Annotated in this window: 16 protein-coding genes; 9 read left to right on the forward strand and 7 right to left on the reverse strand. The window is 67.9% G+C overall.

The annotated features are described in order from the left end of the window. Positions 1-118: 118 nt before the first annotated feature. Both AT700_RS28185 and AT700_RS28190 read right to left on the reverse strand, forming a co-directional pair. Positions 119-1,159: a low specificity L-threonine aldolase gene (locus AT700_RS28185; protein WP_003105702.1), complete on the reverse strand. Its 1,041-nt coding sequence runs from the start codon at positions 1,157-1,159 to the stop codon at positions 119-121. Between the two features lie 80 nt (positions 1,160-1,239). Next, positions 1,240-1,881, reverse strand: a complete 642-nt coding sequence (locus AT700_RS28190) for a hypothetical protein (RefSeq protein WP_003114452.1) — start codon at positions 1,879-1,881, stop codon at positions 1,240-1,242. A gap of 215 nt (positions 1,882-2,096) precedes the next feature. Here AT700_RS28190 and glyA point away from each other — a divergent pair, with 215 nt between their 5' ends. The 8 genes from glyA to AT700_RS28230 all read left to right on the forward strand — a co-directional run bounded on the left by glyA (position 2,097) and on the right by AT700_RS28230 (position 12,196). Then, positions 2,097-3,350: a serine hydroxymethyltransferase gene (gene glyA, locus AT700_RS28195; protein WP_003117183.1), complete on the forward strand. Its 1,254-nt coding sequence runs from the start codon at positions 2,097-2,099 to the stop codon at positions 3,348-3,350. Positions 3,351-3,435: 85 nt separating this feature from the next. Then, positions 3,436-4,686: a sarcosine oxidase subunit beta gene (locus tag AT700_RS28200; RefSeq protein ID WP_003096779.1), complete on the forward strand. Its 1,251-nt coding sequence runs from the start codon at positions 3,436-3,438 to the stop codon at positions 4,684-4,686. Between the two features lie 93 nt (positions 4,687-4,779). Further along, positions 4,780-5,100, forward strand: a complete 321-nt coding sequence (locus AT700_RS28205) for a sarcosine oxidase subunit delta (protein ID WP_003096781.1) — start codon at positions 4,780-4,782, stop codon at positions 5,098-5,100. Beyond that, positions 5,097-8,114 (forward strand): sarcosine oxidase subunit alpha, encoded by a 3,018-nt coding sequence (locus AT700_RS28210; RefSeq protein ID WP_003162069.1) that lies wholly within the window; start codon positions 5,097-5,099, stop codon positions 8,112-8,114. The genes AT700_RS28205 and AT700_RS28210 overlap by 4 nt, the downstream gene beginning before the upstream one ends. 93 nt (positions 8,115-8,207) lie before the next feature. Beyond that, positions 8,208-8,843 carry a sarcosine oxidase subunit gamma family protein gene (gene soxG, locus AT700_RS28215; RefSeq protein ID WP_003096784.1) on the forward strand — a complete coding sequence of 212 codons (636 nt, stop codon included), beginning with the start codon at positions 8,208-8,210 and terminating at the stop codon, positions 8,841-8,843. A gap of 49 nt (positions 8,844-8,892) precedes the next feature. Next, positions 8,893-9,750 (forward strand): formyltetrahydrofolate deformylase, encoded by an 858-nt coding sequence (locus AT700_RS28220; protein ID WP_003096786.1) that lies wholly within the window; start codon positions 8,893-8,895, stop codon positions 9,748-9,750. 206 nt (positions 9,751-9,956) lie between these two features. Next, positions 9,957-11,156 (forward strand): formaldehyde dehydrogenase, glutathione-independent, encoded by a 1,200-nt coding sequence (gene fdhA, locus AT700_RS28225; RefSeq protein WP_003096788.1) that lies wholly within the window; start codon positions 9,957-9,959, stop codon positions 11,154-11,156. An 83-nt stretch (positions 11,157-11,239) separates the two neighbouring features. Then, entirely contained in the window at positions 11,240-12,196 is a 957-nt protein-coding gene (locus AT700_RS28230) for a D-hexose-6-phosphate mutarotase (RefSeq protein ID WP_078459800.1), read from the forward strand. 65 nt (positions 12,197-12,261) lie between these two features. On the opposite strand, the gene AT700_RS28235 is transcribed toward AT700_RS28230, so the two are convergent. From AT700_RS28235 to purE, 4 genes are all read right to left on the reverse strand, one after another. After that, on the reverse strand, positions 12,262-12,810 hold the full coding sequence (locus tag AT700_RS28235) for a DUF3299 domain-containing protein (RefSeq protein ID WP_003114096.1): 549 nt from the start codon (positions 12,808-12,810) through the stop codon (positions 12,262-12,264). Positions 12,811-12,871: 61 nt separating this feature from the next. Further along, positions 12,872-13,117 carry a GlsB/YeaQ/YmgE family stress response membrane protein gene (locus tag AT700_RS28240; protein WP_003096795.1) on the reverse strand — a complete coding sequence of 82 codons (246 nt, stop codon included), beginning with the start codon at positions 13,115-13,117 and terminating at the stop codon, positions 12,872-12,874. A 114-nt stretch (positions 13,118-13,231) separates the two neighbouring features. After that, entirely contained in the window at positions 13,232-14,314 is a 1,083-nt protein-coding gene (locus tag AT700_RS28245; RefSeq protein WP_003146811.1) for a 5-(carboxyamino)imidazole ribonucleotide synthase, read from the reverse strand. A gap of 30 nt (positions 14,315-14,344) precedes the next feature. Further along, a complete protein-coding gene (gene purE / locus AT700_RS28250; protein ID WP_003106314.1) occupies positions 14,345-14,836 on the reverse strand; it encodes a 5-(carboxyamino)imidazole ribonucleotide mutase in 492 nt (163 codons plus the stop codon). Positions 14,837-15,183: 347 nt separating this feature from the next. Here purE and adhP point away from each other — a divergent pair, with 347 nt between their 5' ends. Beyond that, positions 15,184-16,212, forward strand: a complete 1,029-nt coding sequence (gene adhP, locus AT700_RS28255; RefSeq protein ID WP_003096816.1) for an alcohol dehydrogenase AdhP — start codon at positions 15,184-15,186, stop codon at positions 16,210-16,212. A gap of 36 nt (positions 16,213-16,248) precedes the next feature. On the opposite strand, the gene AT700_RS28260 is transcribed toward adhP, so the two are convergent. Continuing rightward, positions 16,249-17,157, reverse strand: coding sequence for a LysR substrate-binding domain-containing protein (locus tag AT700_RS28260; RefSeq protein ID WP_019396165.1), 909 nt, complete (start codon positions 17,155-17,157; stop codon positions 16,249-16,251). Between the last annotated feature and the right edge of the window lie 97 nt (positions 17,158-17,254).

Genomic DNA, 17,254 nt, shown 5'->3' on the forward strand with positions numbered 1-17,254 from the left:
GGGAGGGTGTTGCCGGGGGCACTTTTGCATAGCTCCCGAACAGTTAGCCCACAGAGTTACCCACAGGATTTGGGGAAAGAGCGGCCGCCCCGCGCCATGGGGGCGACCGAGAGCGGACTCAGGCGCCCATCACCAGGCGGATGTCCCGCGCCAGTTCGCGGACCCGCTCGATATCGGTATCCCAGGAACACATGAAACGCGCGCCACCTTCACCGATGAAGGTGTAGAAGCGCCAGCCGCGCGCGCGCAAGGCTTCGATCGCCGGCTCGGAAAGCTGTAGGAACACGCCGTTGGCTTCTACCGGGAACATCAGGCTGACGCCGGGAACGTCGGCCACCAGCTCGGCCAGCAGGCGCGCGCAGCGGTTGGCGTGATCGGCGTAGCGCAGCCAGGCATCGTCCTGCAGTACGCCGACCCAGGGCGCGGCGAGGAAGCGCATCTTCGAGGCCAGTTGGCCGGCCTGCTTGCAGCGGTAGTCGAAGTCCTCGGCCAGGTCGCGGTTGAAAAACAGGATCGCCTCGCCCACCGCCATGCCGTTCTTGGTGCCGCCGAAGCAGAGCACGTCGACCCCGGCCTTCCAGCTCAGCTCCGCCGGCGAGCAGCCGAGGAAGGCGCAGGCGTTGGAGAAGCGCGCGCCGTCCATGTGCAGGTGCAGGCCGAGCTCCTTGCAGGTGGCGCTGATCGCCTTCAGCTCGTCCGGGCGGTACACCGTGCCGACCTCGGTGGCCTGGGTGAGAGTCACCACGCGCGGCTTCGGATAGTGGATATCCTGGCGCTTGAGAGCGATGTCGCGGATCGACGCCGGGGTCAGCTTGCCGACCTCGGTCTGCGCCAGCAGCAGCTTGGAGCCATTGGAGAAGAACTCCGGCGCGCCGCACTCGTCGGTCTCGACGTGGGCGGTCTCCGAGCAGATCACGCTGTGGTAGCTCTGGCACAGCGCAGCCAGGGCCAGGGAGTTGGCGGCGGTGCCGTTGAAGGCGAAGAACACTTCGCAATCGGTCTCGAACAACTGGCGGAAGTAGTCCGAAGCACGCGCGGTCCACTGGTCGTCGCCATAGGCGCGTTCGTGGCCGCGGTTGGCTTCGGCCATCGCCGCCCAGGCTTCGGGGCAGATGCCGGAATAGTTGTCGCTGGCGAACTGTTGGGTGTGATCGGTCATGTGGGCCTCTGGAACGGTTGCCGAGCCCTTGTGGGGCTCCATGCGGTCGTGCCGGCACGGGTACGTGCCGGCACAGTCTGTCAGGGTAGCTTGGTCAGCTTCATCTGCTCGACGAACGGCACCAGCACCTGGCGCATCGCCGTGGCGCTGCCGCCATTGGGCGTGTCGCGGGTGCTGAGGGTCAGTACGTAGCGGTTCTTGATCACTCCGCTGAGGGTCGAGACGCCCTCCTCGCCCTTGGCCGGGACCATCACTCCCAGCGGGTCGCCCATCCGCGTGGTATCGATCAGCGGCAGGTAGTCCTCGCCGCCGAAGCGCTCGGCGGTGCCGTTCTTAAGGGCGGTCTCGCGGGTCTTGTGGAGCAGGGTCAGGTTGGTCTGGGTCATCTCGCGCAGCTTGTCCTGCGCCGCCCGATAGGCCACCGCGTCGCCCTCGGTCGGCGGCGCCGGCAGGCCGGTGTCGGTGAGGACGATCTCCAGGCGCTTGCTGCCGTCGGCAGCGCCGAAGACCACGGTGGCGTCGTTGTAGCCGCACTGGCGGGAGAGGAAGTCGTAGCCGAACAGTGGCTTGCCGGCCGGCGGCAAGGCCACTTCGAGTTCATGGCCGGTGCAGGAATCGGCCGGCAGCGCAGGCGCGGCGGCCTGCTTTTCATCGCCGCCCCCGCACCCTTGCAGGGATGCGCCGAGCAGCACGGCGGAAAGGAAGATCAGCGGGCGTTTCATGGTGTTCTCGCAGGACGAAGAGCACGCAGTTTAGCGCCAGCCCGGGGCGTTCCGCATCGGTTGCCGATTCCCACCGCCATGTCGCAAACGCACCTCCCCGTGGCGTGCATAGGCATCTGGGCCGGCAGGGCCGGTCATACCATCGCTGGCAAAGGGACCGCGTGTCCCGTTGCAGCCATTCCGGCGCGGTTCCGGCGCCGCAGGGAGACCCAGCGATGTTCAGCAAGCATGACCAGATCCGCGGCTACGACGACGAACTGCTCGCCGCGATGGACGCCGAAGAGGCCCGCCAGGAAGACCATCTCGAACTGATCGCCTCGGAGAACTACACCAGCAAGCGGGTCATGCAGGCGCAGGGCAGCGGCCTGACCAACAAGTATGCCGAGGGCTATCCGGGCAAGCGCTACTACGGCGGCTGCGAACACGTCGACAAGGTCGAGCAGTTGGCCATCGACCGCGCCAGGCAGCTGTTCGGCGCCGACTACGCCAACGTCCAGCCGCATTCCGGTTCCTCGGCCAACGCCGCGGTGTACCTGGCGCTGCTCAACGCCGGCGACACCATCCTCGGCATGAGCCTGGCCCACGGCGGCCATCTCACCCACGGCGCCAAGGTGTCCTCCTCCGGCAAGCTGTACAACGCCGTGCAGTACGGCCTGGACACCGCTACCGGGCTGATCGACTACGACGAAGTCGAGCGCCTGGCCGTGGAGCATAAGCCGAAGATGATCGTCGCCGGCTTCTCCGCCTACTCCAAGACCCTCGACTTCCCGCGCTTCCGCGCCATCGCCGACAAGGTCGGCGCGCTGCTGTTCGTCGACATGGCCCACGTCGCCGGGCTGGTCGCCGCCGGCCTCTACCCGAACCCGATCCCCTTCGCCGACGTGGTCACCACCACCACCCACAAGACCCTGCGCGGCCCGCGCGGCGGCCTGATCCTGGCGCGCGCCAACGAGGAGATCGAGAAGAAGCTCAATTCCGCGGTATTCCCCGGCGCCCAGGGCGGCCCGCTGATGCACGTGATCGCGGCCAAGGCGGTGTGCTTCAAGGAAGCGCTGGAGCCGGGCTTCAAGGACTACCAGGCGCAGGTGATCCGCAACGCCAAGGCGATGGCCGAGGTGTTCATCGGGCGCGGCTACGACGTGGTTTCCGGTGGCACCGACAACCACCTGATGCTGATCAGCCTGGTGCGCCAGGGCCTGACCGGCAAGGAAGCCGACGCCGCCCTCGGCCGGGTCGGCATCACGGTGAACAAGAACGCCGTGCCGAACGATCCGCAGAGCCCGTTCGTCACCTCCGGCATCCGCATCGGCACCCCGGCCATCACCACCCGCGGGCTGCAGGAAGCGCAGAGCCGCGAACTGGCCGGCTGGATCTGCGACATCCTCGACCACCTCGGCGATGCCGACGTGGAAGCCAAGGTCGCCACCCAGGTCGCCGGTCTCTGCGCGGACTTCCCGGTCTATCGCTGAGCCCCCCGAAGACGGTCGGGGAGCCCGACGCGCCCCGGCCCAACCCTCTCCGCGGGAGAGGGAGCAACAGTTCAGGAGCATCCACATGCAACGCTACTCCGGCTTCGGCCTGTTAAAGCATTCACTGAGCCATCACGAGAACTGGCAACGCATGTGGCGCACGCCCACGCCGAAGCCGGTCTACGACGTGGTCATCGTCGGCGGCGGCGGGCACGGCCTGGCCACCGCCTACTACCTGGCCAAGGAACACGGCATCAGCAACGTGGCGGTAGTCGAGAAAGGTTGGCTGGGCGGCGGCAACACCGCGCGCAACACCACCATCGTGCGCTCCAACTACCTGTGGGACGAGTCCGCGCTGCTCTACGAACACGCGATGAAGCTGTGGGAGGGCCTGTCCCAGGACCTCAACTACAACGTGATGTTCTCCCAGCGCGGGGTCTACAACCTCTGCCACACCCTCCAGGACATGCGCGACGGCGAGCGCCGGGTCAGCGCCAACCGCCTCAACGGCGTCGACGGCGAATTGTTGAACGCGCAGCAGGTGGCGGAGGAGATTCCCTACCTGGACTGCAGCAAGAACACCCGCTACCCGATCATGGGCGCGACCATCCAGCGTCGCGGCGGCGTCGCCCGCCATGACGCGGTGGCCTGGGGCTTCGCCCGTGCCGCCGATGCCCTCGGCGTGGACCTGATCCAGCAGACCGAAGTCACCGGCTTCCGCAAGCAGGACGGCGCGGTGATCGGCGTCGAGACCAACCGCGGCTTCATCGGCGCGCGCCGTGTCGGAGTGGTCACCGCCGGCAACTCCGGGCACATGGCCAGGCTCGCCGGCTTCCGCCTGCCGCTGGAGTCGCACCCGTTGCAGGCGCTGGTCTCCGAGCCGCTGAAGCCGATCATCGACAGCGTGATCATGTCCAACGCCGTGCATGGCTACATCAGCCAGTCGGACAAGGGCGACCTGGTCATCGGCGCCGGCATCGACGGCTACAACGGCTACGGCCAGCGCGGCTCTTACCCGGTGATCGAGCACACCCTGCAAGCCATCGTCGAGATGTTCCCGGTGCTCTCGCGGGTACGCATGAACCGCCAGTGGGGCGGCATCGTCGACACCACCCCGGACGCCTGCCCGATCATCGGCAAGACTCCGGTGCAGAACCTATTCTTCAACTGCGGCTGGGGCACCGGCGGCTTCAAGGCCACTCCCGGCTCCGGAAACGTCTTCGCCGCCACCCTGGCCAAGGGCGAACCGCATCCGCTGGCCGCGCCCTTCTCCATCGAACGCTTCCACAGCGGTGCGCTGATCGACGAGCACGGCGCGGCGGCAGTGGCGCACTGACAAAAGCCGCCCGAAGGGCGAAATCCGCTGCCCCTCGCCCTTCAGGGAGAGGGTGCCGGTCAACCGGCAAGAACAGTTTCCGGAGGCTACAAAATGCTGAATATCTTCTGCCCCCACTGCGGCGAACTGCGTTCCGAAGAGGAATTCCACGCCAAGGGTCAGGCCCACATCCCGCGCCCGCTCGACCCGAACGCCTGCAGCGACGAGGAATGGGGCGACTACATGTTCTTCCGCGACAACCCGCGCGGCCTCCATCACGAGCTGTGGGTGCACGCCGCCGGCTGCCGCAAGTACTTCAACGTCACCCGCCATACGGTGACCTACGAGATCCTCGAGACCTACCTGATCGGCGAGCAGCCCAGCGTCGTCGCCGACGGTGAGAAGAAACCCGCCGTACAAGGGGAACCGGCATGAGCCAGATCAATCGCCTGTCCAGCGGCGGCCGCATCGACCGCAACCGCCCGCTGACCTTCAGCTTCAACGGCCAGCACTACCAGGGCTATGCCGGCGACACCCTGGCCGCCGCGCTGCTGGCCAACGGCGTCGACATCGTCGGCCGCAGCTTCAAGTACTCGCGGGCGCGCGGCATCGTCGCCGCCGGCGCCGAGGAGCCCAACGCGATCCTGCAGATCGGCTCCCGCGAAGCCACCCAGATCCCCAACGTACGCGCCACCCAGCAGGCTCTCTACGGCGGCCTGGTGGCCACCAGTACCAACGGCTGGCCGAACGTGCAGAACGACCTGATGGGAATCTTCGGCAAGGTCGGCGGCAAGCTGATGCCGCCTGGTTTCTACTACAAGACCTTCATGTACCCGCAGTCGATGTGGATGACCTACGAGAAGTACATCCGCAAGGCCGCCGGCCTGGGCCGCGCGCCGACCGAGGTCGATCCGGACAGCTACGACTGGATGAACCACCACTGCGACGTGCTGGTGGTCGGCGGCGGCCCGGCCGGCCTGGCCGCCGCCCTCGCCGCCGCTCGCAGCGGCGCGCGGGTGATTCTCGCCGACGAGCAGGAAGAGTTCGGCGGCAGCCTGCTGGACACCCGCGAGACCCTCGACGGCAAGCCCGCCGCCGAGTGGGTCGCGGACGCCGTGGCCGAGCTGCAAGGCCTGCCGGAAGTCATCCTGCTACCGCGCTCCACGGTCAACGGCTACCACGACCACAACTTCCTCACCATCCACGAGCGGCGCACCGACCACCTCGGCGAGGTCGCCCCGCTCGGCCAGGTCCGCCAGCGCGTGCACCGCGTACGCGCCAAGCGCGTGGTACTGGCCGCCGGCGCCCATGAGCGTCCGCTGGTCTACGGCAACAACGACCTGCCCGGCAACATGCTCGCCGGCGCGGTTTCCACCTATGTACGGCGCTACGGCGTGGCACCGGGCAAGAAACTGGTGCTGGCCACCAACAACGACTACGCCTACCGCGTCGCCCTCGACTGGCAGGAAGCCGGCCTGCAAGTGGTGGCCATCGCCGACGCCCGGGCCAATCCGCGCGGCGAGTGGGTCGAGGAAGCACGCCAACGCGGTATGCGGGTGATCACTGGCAGTTCGGTGATCGAGGCTCGCGGCGGCAAGCGGGTCAGCGGCGCCAAGGTCGCCCGGATCGACCTGCAGGCCATGCGCGCCAGCGGCGGCGAATGGCTGGACTGCGACCTGATCGCCAGCTCCGGCGGCTACAGCCCGGTCGTGCACCTGGCCTCGCACCTGGGCGGCAAGCCGGAGTGGCGCGAGGAAATCCTCGCCTTCGTACCCGGCGAAGGCCTGCAGAAGCGCATCTGCGCCGGCGCCGTGAACGGCGTGTTCGGGCTCGCCGAGGTGCTCGCCGACGGCTACCAGGCCGGGAGTCGCGCCGCCCTCGACGCCGGCTACAAGACCGCCGCCGGCAGCCTGCCGAAGGTCCAGCCGCGCCGCGAGGAAGCGTCCGTCGCGCTGTTCCAGGTGCCCCACGAGAAGCCCACGGCACGCGCACCGAAGCAGTTCGTCGATCCGCAGAACGACGTCACCGCCGCCGCCATCGAACTGGCCTGCCGCGAGGGCTTCGAGTCCATCGAGCACGTCAAGCGCTACACCGCGCTGGGCTTCGGCACCGACCAGGGCAAGCTGGGCAACATCAACGGCCTGGCGATCGCCGCGCGGGCCCAGGGCAAGAGCATCGCCGACACCGGCACCACCATGTTCCGTCCGAACTACACCCCGGTGACCTTCGGCGCCGTCGCCGGCCGCCACTGCGGGCACCTGTTCGAACCGGTGCGCTTCACCGCCCTGCACGCCTGGCACGTGAAGAACGGCGCCGAGTTCGAAGACGTCGGCCAGTGGAAGCGGCCGTGGTACTTCCCGCGCCGCGGCGAGGACATGCACGCCGCCGTGGCCCGCGAATGCCGCGCGGTGCGCGAGGCGGTCGGCCTGCTCGACGCCTCGACCCTGGGCAAGATCGACATCCAGGGCCCGGACGCGCGGGAGTTCCTCAACCGGGTCTACACCAACGCCTGGACCAAGCTCGACGTCGGCAAGGCGCGCTACGGCCTGATGTGCAAGGAAGACGGGATGGTCTTCGACGACGGCGTGACCGCCTGCCTGGCCGACAACCACTTCGTCATGACCACCACCACCGGCGGCGCCGCCCGCGTACTGGAGTGGCTGGAGCTGTACCACCAGACCGAATGGCCGGAGCTGAAGGTGTACTTCACCTCGGTCACCGACCACTACGCGACCCTCACCCTGTCCGGCCCGAACAGCCGCAAGCTGCTCGCCGAAGTCACCGACATCGACCTGGACAAGGATGCCTTCCCCTTCATGACCTGGAAGGAAGGCAAGGTCGCCGGGGTGCCGGCGCGGGTGTTCCGCATCTCCTTCACCGGCGAGCTGAGCTACGAGGTGAACGTCCAGGCCGACTACGCCATGGGCGTGCTCGAAGCGCTCGCCGAGCACGGCGCGAAGTACGGCCTGACGCCCTACGGCACCGAGACCATGCACGTCCTGCGCGCCGAGAAGGGCTTCATCATCGTCGGCCAGGACACCGATGCCTCGGTCACCCCGGACGATCTCAACATGGGCTGGGCGGTGGGCCGCAGCAAGCCGTTCTCCTGGATCGGCTGGCGCGGCATGAACCGCGCCGACTGCCTGCGCGAGGATCGCAAGCAACTGGTCGGACTCAGGCCGAGCAACCCGCAGGAGGTACTGCCCGAAGGCGCGCAACTGGTGTTCGACACCCAGCAGGCGATCCCGATGAAGATGGTCGGCCACGTCACCTCCAGCTACATGAGCGCCAGCCTCGGCCACGGCTTCGCCCTGGCGGTGGTGAAAGGCGGCCTCAAGCGCATGGGCCAGAAGGTCTACGCGCCGCTGGCGGACGGCCGCTTCATCGAGGCGGAGATCTGCTCCTCGGTGTTCTACGACCCGAAAGGGGAACGGCAGAACGTGGATTGACCGGAGAGGGGCTCGCCCCTCTCCCCGGCCCTCTCCCCGAAGGGAGAAGGCAGACAGGCTACCAGGGCGCGCGGCGCCCCAAGGTGAAAACGAATGAGCAAGGCAAACGTCTACCAGCAACGCCCCGAACCCGGCGTCCACGCCGAATCGCCGCTGCACCATGCCGAGCTGCACAAGCTCGCCGGCAAGACCGCCGCGAAGGCCGGTATCGTCCTGCGCGAGAAGAAGCTGCTCGGCCACCTGGTGCTGCGCGGCGATGCCGCCGACCCGGCCTTCGCCGCCGCCGTGCACCAGGCCCTCGGCCTGGAACTGCCGGTGGCCCTGACCCTGGTCGCCAGCGGCGAGACCTCGCTGCAATGGCTGGCCCCGGACGAATGGTTGCTGATCGTCCCCGGCGGCGAGGAATACGCCGTCGAACAGCGCCTGCGCCAGGCCCTGGGCGAGGAGCTGCACTACGCGGTGGTCAACGTCAGCGGCGGGCAGACGCTGCTCGAACTGAGCGGAGCGAACGTCCGCGAACTGCTGATGAAATCCACCAGCTACGACGTGCATCCGAGCAACTTCCCGGTGGGCAAGGCGGTCGGCAGCATCTTCGCCAAGTCGCAATGCGTGATCCGCCATACCGGCGAGGACACCTGGGAGCTGGTCGTGCGCCGCAGCTTCGCCGACTACTTCTGGCTCTGGTTGCAGGACGCCAGCGCCGAATACGGCCTGCAGGTAGCGGCATGAGCAGCCTTCCCCTCTCCCCGAGAGGGGATACCGGACCCGGAGCCTCGCGATGAGCCGTACCCCCGACACCTGGATCCTCACCGCCGACAGTCCCAGCCTGCTGGGCACCGTCGACGTGGTGACGCGCTACCTCTTCGAGCAGCGCTGCTACGTCACCGAGCACCACTCGTTCGACGACCGCCTGGCGCAACGCTTCTTCATCCGCGTGGAGTTCCGCGCCGGCGACGGCTTCGACGAAGCCTCCTTCCGCGCCGGACTGGCCGAACGGGTGGCACCGTTCGGCATGCGTACCGAGCTGACCGCGCCGGGCTACCGCAGCCAGGTGGCGATCATGGTTTCCAAGGCCGACCACTGCCTGAACGACCTGCTCTACCGCCAGCGCATCGGCCAGTTGCCGATGGACGTGGTGGCGGTGATTTCCAATCACCCGGACCTGGAGCCGCTGGCGCGCTGGCACGGCATTCCCTACCACCACTTCCCGCTCGACCCGAACGACAAGCCGGCCCAGGAAGCCAGGGTCTGGCAGGTGCTCGAAGAGAGTGGCGCCGAGCTGGTGATCCTCGCTCGCTACATGCAGGTGCTGTCGCCGGAACTGTGCCGGCGCCTGGACGGCTGGGCGATCAACATCCATCACTCCCTGCTGCCCGGCTTCAAGGGCGCCAAGCCGTACCACCAGGCCTACCAGAAGGGCGTGAAGCTGGTCGGCGCCACCGCCCACTACATCAACAACGACCTCGACGAAGGGCCGATCATCGCCCAGGGCGTCGAGACGGTCGACCACGCCCACTACCCCGAGGACCTGATCGCCAAGGGCCGCGACATCGAGTGCCTGACCCTGGCGCGGGCGGTGGGCTACCACATCGAGCGGAGGGTATTCCTCAACGCCAATCGGACCGTGGTGCTGTAAGCGCGCCCTCTCTTCCCAACCCTCGCTGAAGGAAGAGGGCCAGGGAGAGGGGCGCTTCCCACGGCCTCGCGTCCCGAGCAACACCGACAGCCCGCCGGCTGCCAGCATTCTCCGGCCCTGTCGCGCAACAGACGACTTTCCAGTGCAAAGCCGCGCGGCCGTGGACGCCGCGCATTTGTACCCACAACGACAAAGAGGAAACGCGTATGTCTGGCAATCGTGGTGTGGTCTATCTCGGCCCGGGCAAGGTCGAGGTGCAGAACATTCCCTATCCGAAGATGCAGGACCCGCAGGGCCGGCAGATCGACCACGGGGTGATCCTGCGGGTGGTCTCCACCAACATCTGCGGCTCCGACCAGCACATGGTGCGCGGCCGTACCACCGCGCCGGAAGGCCTGGTGCTGGGCCACGAGATCACCGGCGAGGTGGTGGAGATCGGGCGTGGCGTGGAAACCATGAAGATCGGCGACCTGGTCTCGGTACCGTTCAACGTCGCCTGCGGCCACTGCCGTACCTGCAAGGAACAGCACACCGGCGTCTGCCTGACGGTCAATCCGGCGCGTGCCGGCGGCGCCTACGGCTACGTCGACATGGGTGGCTGGGTCGGCGGCCAGGCCGAATACGTGCTGGTGCCCTACGCCGACTTCAACCTGCTGAAACTGCCCAACCGCGAAGCGGCGATGGAGAAGATCCGCGACCTGACCTGCCTTTCGGACATCCTCCCCACCGGCTACCACGGCGCGGTCACCGCCGGCGTCGGCCCGGGCAGCACGGTCTACATCGCCGGCGCCGGTCCGGTCGGCCTGGCCGCGGCGGCCTCGGCACGCCTGCTCGGCGCGGCGGTGGTGATCGTCGGCGACGTCAACCCGACCCGCCTGGCCCACGCCAAGAAACAGGGCTTCGAGATCGCCGACCTGTCCAAGGACACCCCGCTGCACGAACAGATCGCCGCTCTGCTGGGCGAGCCGGAGGTCGACTGCGCGGTCGATGCGGTCGGTTTCGAGGCGCGCGGCCACGGCCATTCGGGCTCGCAGCAGGAAGCCCCGGCCACCGTGCTCAACTCGCTGATGGGCATCACCCGGGTCGCCGGCAAGATCGGCATTCCCGGCCTGTACGTCACCGAAGACCCGGGCGCGGTGGACGCGGCCGCCAAGCACGGCGCCCTGAGCATCCGCTTCGGCCTGGGCTGGGCCAAGTCGCACAGCTTCCATACCGGCCAGACCCCGGTGATGAAGTACAACCGCCAGCTGATGCAGGCGATCATGTGGGACCGGATCAAGATCGCCGACATCGTCGGGGTGGAAGTCATCACCCTCGACGATGCGCCGAAAGGCTATGGCGAGTTCGACGCCGGGGTGCCGAAGAAATTCGTCATCGACCCACACAACCTGTTCCGCGCGGCCTGAACCTCCGGCAACAACCGACGCGGCCCACGGGCCGCGTCGTCGTTGGCGCTATCCGGGGGAACTGCCGGCGATAAAATGGATCGGTGATACTGCTGCCATCCATTCGCCTCCCGGAGACCGCCATGAACACCGATAGCCCGATCAACCGCGTCGAACAGGTACAGGTCGACGACCTGGCCTGCTGGCGCATCCACACCGCCCATGGCGAGGCGCTGATCGCCCAGCAGGGCGCGCAACTGCTCAGCTACCAGCCCCACGAACAGCCGCCGCTGGTCTGGCTCAGCGACGAGGCCGGCTACCGGCGCGGGCAGTCGGTACGCGGCGGGGTGCCGGTGTGCTGGCCGTGGTTCGGTCCGCTGGAGCGCAACCCGCAGGAAGTCCGCGGCCAGGTGGAAGATGGCCTGAAGGCGCCCGCCCACGGGCTGGTCCGGGCGGTCGACTGGGAAATCGACGACATCGCCGAGGAGGACGGCGACCTCTGCGTCAGCTTCCACCTCGACGCCCCCGATGGCCTCCCCGGCTGGCCGCACCCGGCGGCGCTGCGCATGCTGTTCCGCTTCGGCGAGCGCCTGACCCTGCGACTCACCAGCGAGAACCTCGGCAGCAAGCCGCTGGTGCTCAGCCAGGCGCTGCACACCTACTTCGCGGTCAGCGACAGCCGCGAGATCGCCATCGAGGGCCTGGAAGGCGCGCGCTACATCGAGACCCTGGAGAACTGGGAAGAACGCACTCAGCACGGCGCGGTACGGGTCAAGGGCGAACTGGATCGCATCTACCTCGGTCTCGAACGCGACCTGCTGATCAAGGACCCGCGCTGGGAACGCAGCATCCACCTGCACGCCCTCGACTCGCGCTCGGCGGTGGTCTGGAACCCCTGGGTGGACAAGTCCCGGCGTCTCTCGCAGTTCGCCGACGACGCCTGGCAGCAGATGCTCTGCATCGAGACCGGGCGGGTCTGGGACGACCTCATGGTGGTCGCCCCCGGGCGCAGCGAAAGCTTTGGCGTGCAGATCTGGAGCGAGCCGCTGAAACGACCCTGAGCGGGTCGGCGAGCGGACGGCGCGGCTCGCATCGTCCGCCATGGACCGTTGCGCAGGTGCCGGCCCTACAGGTCCGCTTCCTCCACCACCTTCACCCGCGCCTTGTCGATGGCGTAGGCGGCATCGGCCAGGTCATTGCTCACCTGCTCGATCTTCAGCGTGCCGCTGACCCACAGCGGGGTGTAGATATCGGTCAGCTTCAGCCCCTGTGGATAACGCACCAGGACGATCTGGTTCGGCGGCGGCGGCGGCACGTGGATGCAGGCGCCCGGATAGGGCACCAGGAAGAATTCGGTGACGCGGCCCTTGGCGTCGTTCTCCAGCGGCACCGGGTAGCCGCCGAGGCGGATCGCCTTGCCATCCAGGCTGGCGACGGTCTTGGCCGAATACATCACCGCCGGCATCTTCCGGTCCGACTGCTTCAGGCCCCCCTTGCTGGTGAAGGTGCCGGCGGCCTCCGGGGTGTCGTGGACGATGTCGGGCATTTCTTCCAGCGCCTTGCGGTCGGCCGGCGGCATCAGTTCCAGCCAGTCGGTCTCGGGCAGTTCGGCGTGGACCAGGGGTGAGGACAACAGGGCGAGCAGCAACAGGCGGGCGAACGGGAAGCGGCGCATGATGGCGGGAATACCGGCGAAGTGAGGAAACGCCGGCCCCCGCGGGGGCCGGCCAGAGCCATCAATTCTTCTTGATCAGGCCGTAAATGACCAGCAGTACGACGGCGCCGACCACCGCGCCGATGAAACCGGCCGCCTGGCCAGCCTGGTAGAAGCCGATCGCCTGGCCGCCGTAGGTGGCCAGCAGCGAACCGCCGATGCCGAGCAGGATGGTCATGATCCAGCCCATGCTGTCGTCACCTGGCTTCAGAAAGCGTGCAACGAGACCAACGATCAGTCCGACGATGATGGTTCCGATTAATCCCATGACAGTCCCTCCTTACGGGTGTATGCGCATGTATTGCGCCTGCCATGGGACAGTGTAGAAAAGCCTTGGGTTCAGTGCCGCCCGCCAACCCAAGGATGGGCGGGCGGCAATCGCTCACGCCTCGATCAGCGCCTCGACCTCGGCGATGCGCGCCTGCAGCGTCGCCCGGTCGACACAACGCAGGGTGGCGTGGCCGACCTTGCGGCCGTTCTTGAAGGCCTTGCCGTAGTGATGCAGGTGGCAGTCGGCGACGGCGACCACCTGAGCCACCGGGGGGACCGCGCCGATGAAATTGAGCATCGCGCTCTCGCCGACCTTGGCGGTCGAGCCCAGCGGCAGGCCGGCGACGGCGCGCAAGTGGTTCTCGAACTGGCTGCACTCGGCGCCTTCGATGGTCCAGTGCCCGGAGTTGTGCACGCGCGGGGCGATCTCGTTGGCCTTCAGGCCGCCGTCCACCTCGAAGAACTCGAAGGCCAGCACGCCGACGTAGTCGAGCCGGGCCAGCACGCGGCCGACGTAGTCCTCGGCCAGCGCCTGCAACGGATGCCCGCTGCTGGCCACGGAGAGCTTGAGGATGCCGCTGTCGTGGGTGTTGTGCACCAGCGGGTAGAAACGCGTCTCCCCATCGCGAGCGCGCACCGCCACCAGCGAGACTTCCCCGGTGAACGGCACGAAGCCCTCGAGGATGCACGGCACGCTGCCCAGTTCGGCGAACGCGCCCTGCACGTCGGCCGGCTGGCGCAGGACCTTCTGGCCCTTGCCGTCGTAGCCCAGGGTGCGGGTCTTGAGCACCGCCGGCAGGCCGATGGCGGCTGCGGCGGCATCGAGGTCGGCCTGGGACTGGACGTCGGCGAAGTCCGGAGTGGGAATGCCGAGGTCCTTGAACATCGACTTCTCGAACCAGCGGTCGCGGGCGATGCGCAGCGACTCGGCGTTCGGGTAGACCGGCACGAACTGGGAGAGGAAGGCCACGGTTTCCGCCGGCACGCTCTCGAACTCGAAGGTCACCAGGTCGACCTCGTCGGCCAGTTGCCGCAGGTGCTCCTGGTCGCCGTAGTCGGCGCGGATGTGCTCGCCCAGGGAGGCCGCGCAGGCGTCCGGCGCCGGGTCGAGGAAAGCGAAGTTCATGCCCAGCGGGGTTCCCGCCAGGGCCAGCATGCGGCCCAGCTGGCCGCCACCGATGACACCGATTTTCATGGTTCGAGCCTTACCTTCTCAGAGCCTGTCTCACGCATCGCGCGGGTCGGGATTGTCCAGCACGGTTTCGGTCTGGTTGGCGCGGAACTGCTTCAGCGCCTCGTGGTACTGCGGGTGCTTGGCGCCGAGGATGCTCGCCGAGAGCAGCGCCGCGTTGACCGCGCCGGCCTTGCCGATGGCCAGGGTGGCGACCGGTACGCCGGCGGGCATCTGCACGATGGAGAGCAGCGAGTCGACACCCGACAGCATCGACGACTGTACCGGCACGCCGAGTACCGGCAGGTGGGTCTTGGCCGCGCACATGCCCGGCAGGTGGGCGGCGCCGCCAGCGCCGGCGATGATCACTTCGAGGCCGCGGCCTTCGGCTTCCTCGGCGTACTGGAAGAGCAGGTCCGGGGTGCGGTGGGCGGAAACCACCTTCACTTCGTAGGGGATGCCCAGCTTGTCCAGCATGTCCGCGGTGTGACTGAGGGTGCTCCAGTCCGATTTGGAACCCATGATCACGCCAACCAGTGCGCTCATCGTCGTGCCTCTCTCAAATGCGCCGTCCGGCGCGTCAGAAACCAACAAGCCACGCTTCGTCGAGGGGCGTGGCTTGTACTGGGCCGAGCCGGCGGGCAGTGCCGGTTCGAAGGCGGCGCAGTATACCGCAAAGGCAGGCCGGGCGCGCGCCGGGGGCTACCGTCCGTCCCGTTTTTTCGCGCCATGGCGGGAAACTTGCCGCAACTCAATGCGCGCCTGCCACGAGCGGCCAGACTGGTTGTCGCGGCGCGCTCCGAGGGAGCGGCGGCCGCGCCGGTTCCGCAGCCTGTCGCGGTGCCCGTCAAAGGCGCCGCGACAGGCGCTCAGCCCCGTCCAAGGAGATGACCATGACCCTGCCACAGACCATGAAAGCCGCGGTCGTGCACGCCTACGGCGCGCCGCTGCGGATCGAGGAAGTCAAGGTTCCGCTGCCCGGCCCCGGGCAGGTACTGGTGAAGATCGAAGCCTCCGGCGTCTGCCACACCGACCTGCATGCCGCCGAGGGCGACTGGCCGGTGAAGCCGCCGTTGCCGTTCATTCCCGGTCACGAAGGCGTCGGCTACGTCGCCGCGGTGGGCAGCGGAGTGACCCGAGTGAAGGAAGGCGACCGGGTCGGCATCCCCTGGCTGTACACCGCCTGCGGCTGCTGCGAGCACTGCCTGACCGGCTGGGAGACCCTCTGCGAGAGCCAGCAGAACACCGGCTACTCGGTGAACGGCGGCTATGCCGAATACGTATTGGCCGACCCGAACTACGTCGGAATTCTGCCGAAAAACGTCGAATTCGCTGAAATCGCGCCGATCCTCTGCGCCGGCGTCACCGTCTACAAGGGGCTCAAGCAGACCAACGCGCGCCCCGGCCAGTGGGTGGCGATCTCCGGCATCGGCGGCCTCGGCCACGTCGCCGTGCAGTACGCCAGGGCCATGGGCCTGCACGTCGCCGCCATCGACATCGACGACGCCAAGCTGGAACTGGCGCGCAAGCTCGGTGCCAGCCTGACGGTCAACGCCCGGCAGGAAGACCCGGTGGAGGTGCTCCAGCGCGACATCGGCGGCGCCCACGGGGTGCTGGTCACCGCGGTATCCAACAGCGCCTTCGGCCAGGCCATCGGCATGGCGCGCCGCGGCGGCACCATCGCCCTGGTCGGCCTGCCGCCGGGTGACTTCCCGACGCCGATCTTCGACGTGGTGCTCAAGGGCCTGCACATCGCCGGCTCAATCGTCGGCACCCGCGCGGACCTTCAGGAAGCCCTCGACTTTGCCGGCGAAGGCCTGGTCAAGGCGACCATCCATCCGGGCAAGCTGGACGACATCAACCAGATCCTCGACCAGATGCGCGCCGGGCAGATCGAGGGGCGCATCGTCCTCGAGATGTGACCTGCGGGGCGGCGTCCCGGCGCCGCCCTTGCCTGTCTACTCGACGCTGCCCAGCCCGCCTTCCAGCTTGCGCCAGAGCAGGCGGATCGCCGCCTTGCGTACCAGCGCGCAGCGGTACAGGCGGATTTCCTGCGGCACGAACCATTGCGGCCCGCCACAGATCGCCAGCTCACAGCGCTCCAGTTCGTTGACCACGCTCAGCCGTGGCACCCAGGCCACGCCCATGCCTTGCAGCGCCATGCTCTTCAGGCTGTCGGCCATCGCCGTCTCGTAGACCGTGGTGTAGCGCAGGTTGCGCTGGCGCAGCAGCAGGTTGACCCCGCGACCGAGGAAGGCGCTGGCGCTGTAGGCGAGCAGCGGCACGCTCTGGCCGTTCTCCAGGTCGAACAGCGGCAGGCCCTCGGCGTTCACCGCGCAGACCGGCAGCATCTCGGTGCGCCCCAGGTGCAGCGAGGGGAAGATCTCCGGGTCCATCTGCAACGCGGCGTCAGGGTCGTAGAACGCCAGCATCAGGTCGCAGCTACCCTCGCGCAGGGAATGCACCGCCTCGCCGACGTTGGTGGCGATCAGCCGGCTGGCGATGTTCAGCCCCTCGTTGCGCAGCCGCGCGATCCACTGCGGGAAGAAGCCCAGCGCCAGCGAGTGGGCGGCGGCGAACTGCAGCACCTCGCCCTGCCCGCCTTCCAGGTGGTGCAGGTGGCGCACCACCTGGCCGAGCTGCTCGACCACGCTGCGCGCGGTGACCAGGAACAGCTGCCCGGCCTCGGTCAGTTCCACCGGCGTGCGCTGGCGATTCACCAGGGTCAGGCCGAGGGCGTCCTCCAGGCTGCGAATGCGCCGGCTGAAGGCCGGCTGGGTGACGAAGCGTTTCTCCGCCGCCTGGGAAAAGCTGCGGGTGCCGGCCAGGGCGATGAAATCCTCCAGCCACTTCAGTTCGAGGTTCACGACGGGAAAGGCTCCGGTAATGCGATGACACGTCCGCCATCATACCAGCGTCACATCCAACATTATGCCGTTTGTGCATGAGGCAGCGTTTAACAGC

The organism is Pseudomonas aeruginosa (assembly GCF_001457615.1).
In the GTDB taxonomy this organism is placed as follows: domain Bacteria; phylum Pseudomonadota; class Gammaproteobacteria; order Pseudomonadales; family Pseudomonadaceae; genus Pseudomonas; species Pseudomonas aeruginosa.

Bases quoted from the DNA above. Each gene is read 5' to 3' on its own strand.
- AT700_RS28185 (WP_003105702.1), bottom strand. From the start codon at position 1,159: ATGACCGATCACACCCAACAGTTCGCCAGCGACAACTATTCCGGCATC.
- AT700_RS28190 (WP_003114452.1), bottom strand. From the start codon at position 1,881: ATGAAACGCCCGCTGATCTTCCTTTCCGCCGTGCTGCTCGGCGCATCC.
- glyA (WP_003117183.1), top strand. From the start codon at position 2,097: ATGTTCAGCAAGCATGACCAGATCCGCGGCTACGACGACGAACTGCTC.
- AT700_RS28200 (WP_003096779.1), top strand. From the start codon at position 3,436: ATGCAACGCTACTCCGGCTTCGGCCTGTTAAAGCATTCACTGAGCCAT.
- AT700_RS28205 (WP_003096781.1), top strand. From the start codon at position 4,780: ATGCTGAATATCTTCTGCCCCCACTGCGGCGAACTGCGTTCCGAAGAG.
- AT700_RS28210 (WP_003162069.1), top strand. From the start codon at position 5,097: ATGAGCCAGATCAATCGCCTGTCCAGCGGCGGCCGCATCGACCGCAAC.
- soxG (WP_003096784.1), top strand. From the start codon at position 8,208: ATGAGCAAGGCAAACGTCTACCAGCAACGCCCCGAACCCGGCGTCCAC.
- AT700_RS28220 (WP_003096786.1), top strand. From the start codon at position 8,893: ATGAGCCGTACCCCCGACACCTGGATCCTCACCGCCGACAGTCCCAGC.
- fdhA (WP_003096788.1), top strand. From the start codon at position 9,957: ATGTCTGGCAATCGTGGTGTGGTCTATCTCGGCCCGGGCAAGGTCGAG.
- AT700_RS28235 (WP_003114096.1), bottom strand. From the start codon at position 12,810: ATGCGCCGCTTCCCGTTCGCCCGCCTGTTGCTGCTCGCCCTGTTGTCC.
- AT700_RS28240 (WP_003096795.1), bottom strand. From the start codon at position 13,117: ATGGGATTAATCGGAACCATCATCGTCGGACTGATCGTTGGTCTCGTT.
- AT700_RS28245 (WP_003146811.1), bottom strand. From the start codon at position 14,314: ATGAAAATCGGTGTCATCGGTGGCGGCCAGCTGGGCCGCATGCTGGCC.
- purE (WP_003106314.1), bottom strand. From the start codon at position 14,836: ATGAGCGCACTGGTTGGCGTGATCATGGGTTCCAAATCGGACTGGAGC.
- adhP (WP_003096816.1), top strand. From the start codon at position 15,184: ATGACCCTGCCACAGACCATGAAAGCCGCGGTCGTGCACGCCTACGGC.